Below are 3,997 nucleotides of genomic sequence, written 5' to 3'. Positions count from 1 at the left end.
ATTTTCAGTTTCAGATAGGGATGGCAGATATAGAGCAACAGATTTAGATTATGCCATAAACAATTTTAAACCAATTACAATTCAAGTTTTTCGCAGGGAGCATAAACAGGATAATTGGTATGTACATCTTTCTACTTATGTACCAGAAATACCAGTAGTTCATACAAGAAAAAATGGTTGTCTTGGTATTGATTTTAATGCAGAATCAATTTCAGTTGCTTATGTTAAATGGGATGGAAATATTGAATATTTAGAAGACATATCTTACCAGTGGAAAAATAAAACTACTGGGTCTCGACAAACAACTATGAGAAATATTGTCGCTCATATTGTCAAATTAGCAGATTTTTTTGAGTGCGCTATTGCTATTGAGTCTTTAGATTTTACCAAGAAAAAATCCATTGCTCGGAGCGAGGAAAGTAAAGTTTATAATGCGATGCTTTCTAACTTGTCTACAGGGATGTTTAGAGAAGCTTTAGAATCACGTTGTAGAAGATTTGGGGTTGAATTAATAAAAGTCAATCCAGCTTTTACTAGCGTAATTGGAATGATTAATTATATGGCTAAGTATGGCCTGAATAGTGGCACTGCTGCAGCTTTAGTAATTGGTCGTAGAGCATTAAAATTATCAGAAAAAATACCACAGTGTTTGTTGAGACCAGAGGATGTCAACAAACATGATTGGAGTCATTGGCGACGAGTTGCTAGTTTTATTAAACTACATCGTATCCGGAGGACTCAACTTTTTCAGTGGAGGAAAGCCCTAGAGGGAATCCTAACCTATAGTTTGTGGGCGGAACATCAACTTTCACAGCAAGTACACATTGAAACAGGTGAGTAATAAAATCATTTGCAGTCACCGATGGCAAATGTCTAGCTTTGTCTAGTTTTCAAGAAGGTGTAGAGAGGGATGTATCAATTAATATCGAATTTGCTCCAATAGTTTTTTATGATGGACAGGATATTTTGGTTCGAAAAAATAGCGAAGTAAGGTCACTTAACGATCTAAATGGTAAGGTAATTTGTGTCGAGACAGAAACTACCTCCCAAGAAAATTTGGAAGATGAAAAGAAGGAGCGTAACTTAACATTTCAAATTAGACAGCTTCAAGATAAAAGGGATGTCTATCGACTATATGAAGCAGGTGAATGTCAAGCAGTAACTTCTGATATATCGCAACTTGCTACAAATTTGAAATTACTTGAAAATCCAGATGAGCATATTATTTTACCGGAAATCTTATCTAAAGAACCTTTAGCTCCGGCTGTAATTGACAGTGACCTACAGTGGGTTGAAATTGTTCGATGGATTGTATTTGCTCTGATAGAAGCTGAAGAATTAGGAATTAATCAAAATAATCTTGAGCAGAAGAAAGCTAGTACAAATCCCAAAATAATTCGTTTTTTAGGTCTAAAAGGAACAGCGGATAGTATAGGTTCACGTTTAGGACTTGAGCCAGATTATGCCCAAAGAATTATTCGTCATGTTGGAAATTACGGTGAAATATATGAGAGAAATTTAGGTCCAAACTCTTCAACCCCGATTGAACGAGGGCTAAATAATCTCTGGAACAACCCAGAGCAACCAGGACTAATTTATTCTCCTCCATTCCGATAATGTTCTCTCAACTAATTTAGTAATTATTATTAGATTCAATTGTTCTCAAGAAATGTATCGAATATGAATAAAATCTCAAAGCCTGAATTGATTAAAATTGCAGTTTCTGGGCATACTAATACTGGAAAAACTACTATGATACAAACTTTAATGAAGCAAGAAATAGGAGAAATAGATGATCGAGCGAATGTGACAAAAGATGTTAAACGCGCTACATATCAGTATGAAGGACTACAGGCTGTTTTTATTGATACTCCTGGTTTCCAAGAAGCAAATACTCTCCTTTATGTACAACAAGGTTTAATGAAATTAAATTCAGTATTAGAGAAAAAGTTAGATTATGAAATGAAAGCTTGGGAGGCAATTGAATCAAGCGATGTTATATTGTATGTAGTCTCTTTAGAGACAGTACCAGATGGATCTCATCAAGCAGAGATAGAGCTAGTTGTATCTGCTAAAAAAGGAGTTGTAGCTCTCTTTAATAAAGGTATCTCCAAGTTTCAAGCAACTACAAGGCTAGATAAAGTTGCTGAACGAACAAGGCGAATTGAACAATGGAAAGAGGCACTTTGCAGTTGCGGTGTATCCAAACACTTTATATTTGATGCTCATTGGTACGATCCAGATCGAGTCGAAGAGATATATAGTGCTATAAAAGAATGTCTCCCTAATGATAAAAGTTCCTTATTTGGGAAAAGTCTGTTAGCTTTTCAACAGCACCAACAAAATAAAGTTAAAACAGCTTGTCATCTAATATTCCAGTGTTTAGATAAATGTCGGCAGACAATAACTTTTCAAACTTCAGAATTTGATTACAATCAAGAAAAATCAAGAGAGGAAGTTGTATTACAAATGTCTCAGTTGCTTAATGATGCAATAACGGACTTTATCAACAATGCTTCTGAACTCTATTACGAAGTAGCTGTACCTTCAAATGTAGATAATGCAGTTATCAAAAATCCTCAACCTAATACAAGAAGAAAAACTAATATTCGAGAACTTTTGATATATACAGGTTCTACTACAGGTGGCCTTGCTGCTCTTGGAACAACATTAGGCGTAGCTATTGGAGCTTTCGCTTCTGCCATTTTAACTGGAGGTGGAGTTGGCATTTTACTAGGTGCACAAGTTGGCTCAGTAATTGGGACTTGTCTAGGAGGAGTTTGGGGAGTTGTAGAGAATGCGCAGACAGATATCAGTGCACAGCTATCTAGAGAAGAACTTGGTAAAATTCAGTGTACTTGTGTGATGGTCATTTGGGCGCTTTCACAGCACGGATTTGGTGTTGGGAAAGAAGTTGATGAATCATTAATGGCTCGACGTTATGAGATTGTGCAAGAAGTATGTAGCGCTACTAATTTTGATTGGTTATCAGCAGATGAGGAACAAATTATTGATCAGTGTACAAACAATCTATCCGAACTTAATAAAATTCCCTTAACTCAGATTGCTAATACATGATCAAATATTAACGTTGATATTGAAGTCAAGGGTTTGTCCGCTATTTGATTTGCCTTTATCTAGTCTAATAATTCAGCGCAGCAGAGGGATGAGCGATCGCTTACTCTCATATTTTTTAGTCTATTAAAGCGATCGCTACAAAAACTTGCAAAGAGTTTCGTAGTATTGCTCTAGCCCAGACTATAGACAGGGCTGAAGCCCTACTACAAACATAAGAATTTCCCCCTTAAGCGTAAATCCCGGTCACGAGTTTGACAGATTGACAATTTTATGGTTATAACCAAGGGAAAATATAGCAGATTAGCGATCGCTCTACCCCAAATTCTTAGGTTTCATGTATAATAATCTAAATATTCTTAAGTAAAATTAATTATCAAAATCGTGTTTTTATGCAAAACTAACTATTGTCCAACAGTTAAGGAAAAAAATCATAAGTACTAGAGAAGCACCTTTATTTATTAGTTATGTCTCGTCAACGTTTATTAGTTTTATTAGCTCAAGGAAGAGTTAAAGGAGCTGAAAAAAATGGTAGATTCTGGAATCTCATTTAGTATTGTTCTTAAGTAAAATTAATTATCAAAATTACCTTTTTATTAAAAACTAACTATTGTTCAACAGTTAAGGAAAAAAATTATGGGTACTAGAGAAGCATCTTTTTTATTAGGTATATCTCGTCAACGTTTATTAGTTTTATTAGCTCAAGGAAGAGTTAAAGGAGCTGAGAAAAAAGGTAGATTCTGGGAAATTCCAGTTTCAGACAGTGGAATGCCTGTAATTATTCCGGCTCGGCGGGGTCCGAAAGGTATGTGGCGCAAGAGAGAATCTACCACACCAAAAATGATTCATGTCAATCAAAACAAAATTCAAAGTAATAAAAGTAAGCCTCCAACAGAATTGGAAGCTGTAGTGTCAGTTAAGC

General features: G+C 35.4%; 3 protein-coding genes and 1 pseudogene. All 4 read left to right on the top strand.

Features of this window, described 5'->3' with window-relative positions; genetic code table 11:
* Positions 1 to 841 (top strand): IS200/IS605 family accessory protein TnpB-related protein (locus F6K23_RS39955; RefSeq protein ID WP_293166684.1); only part of this gene is annotated, 841 nt, incomplete at its 5' end.
* Positions 842 to 879: 38 nt separating this feature from the next.
* Positions 880 to 1,617 carry a transporter substrate-binding domain-containing protein gene (locus F6K23_RS39950; protein ID WP_293166682.1) on the top strand — a complete coding sequence of 246 codons (738 nt, stop codon included), beginning with the start codon at positions 880 to 882 and terminating at the stop codon, positions 1,615 to 1,617.
* A gap of 63 nt (positions 1,618 to 1,680) precedes the next feature.
* Positions 1,681 to 3,078 (top strand): GTPase, encoded by a 1,398-nt coding sequence (locus F6K23_RS39945; protein WP_293166680.1) that lies wholly within the window; start codon positions 1,681 to 1,683, stop codon positions 3,076 to 3,078.
* A gap of 633 nt (positions 3,079 to 3,711) precedes the next feature.
* Positions 3,712 to 3,997: pseudogene (locus F6K23_RS39940) on the top strand (hypothetical protein); the annotation flags it as partial.

This window comes from Okeania sp. SIO2C9 (genome assembly GCF_010672455.1).
In the GTDB taxonomy this organism is placed as follows: domain Bacteria; phylum Cyanobacteriota; class Cyanobacteriia; order Cyanobacteriales; family Microcoleaceae; genus Okeania.
Note: the sequence above shows the minus strand (reverse complement) of the source record. Positions and strands in the feature narration are given on the sequence as shown.

Bases quoted from the DNA above. Each gene is read 5' to 3' on its own strand.
- F6K23_RS39945 (WP_293166680.1), top strand. From the start codon at position 1,681: ATGAATAAAATCTCAAAGCCTGAATTGATTAAAATTGCAGTTTCTGGG.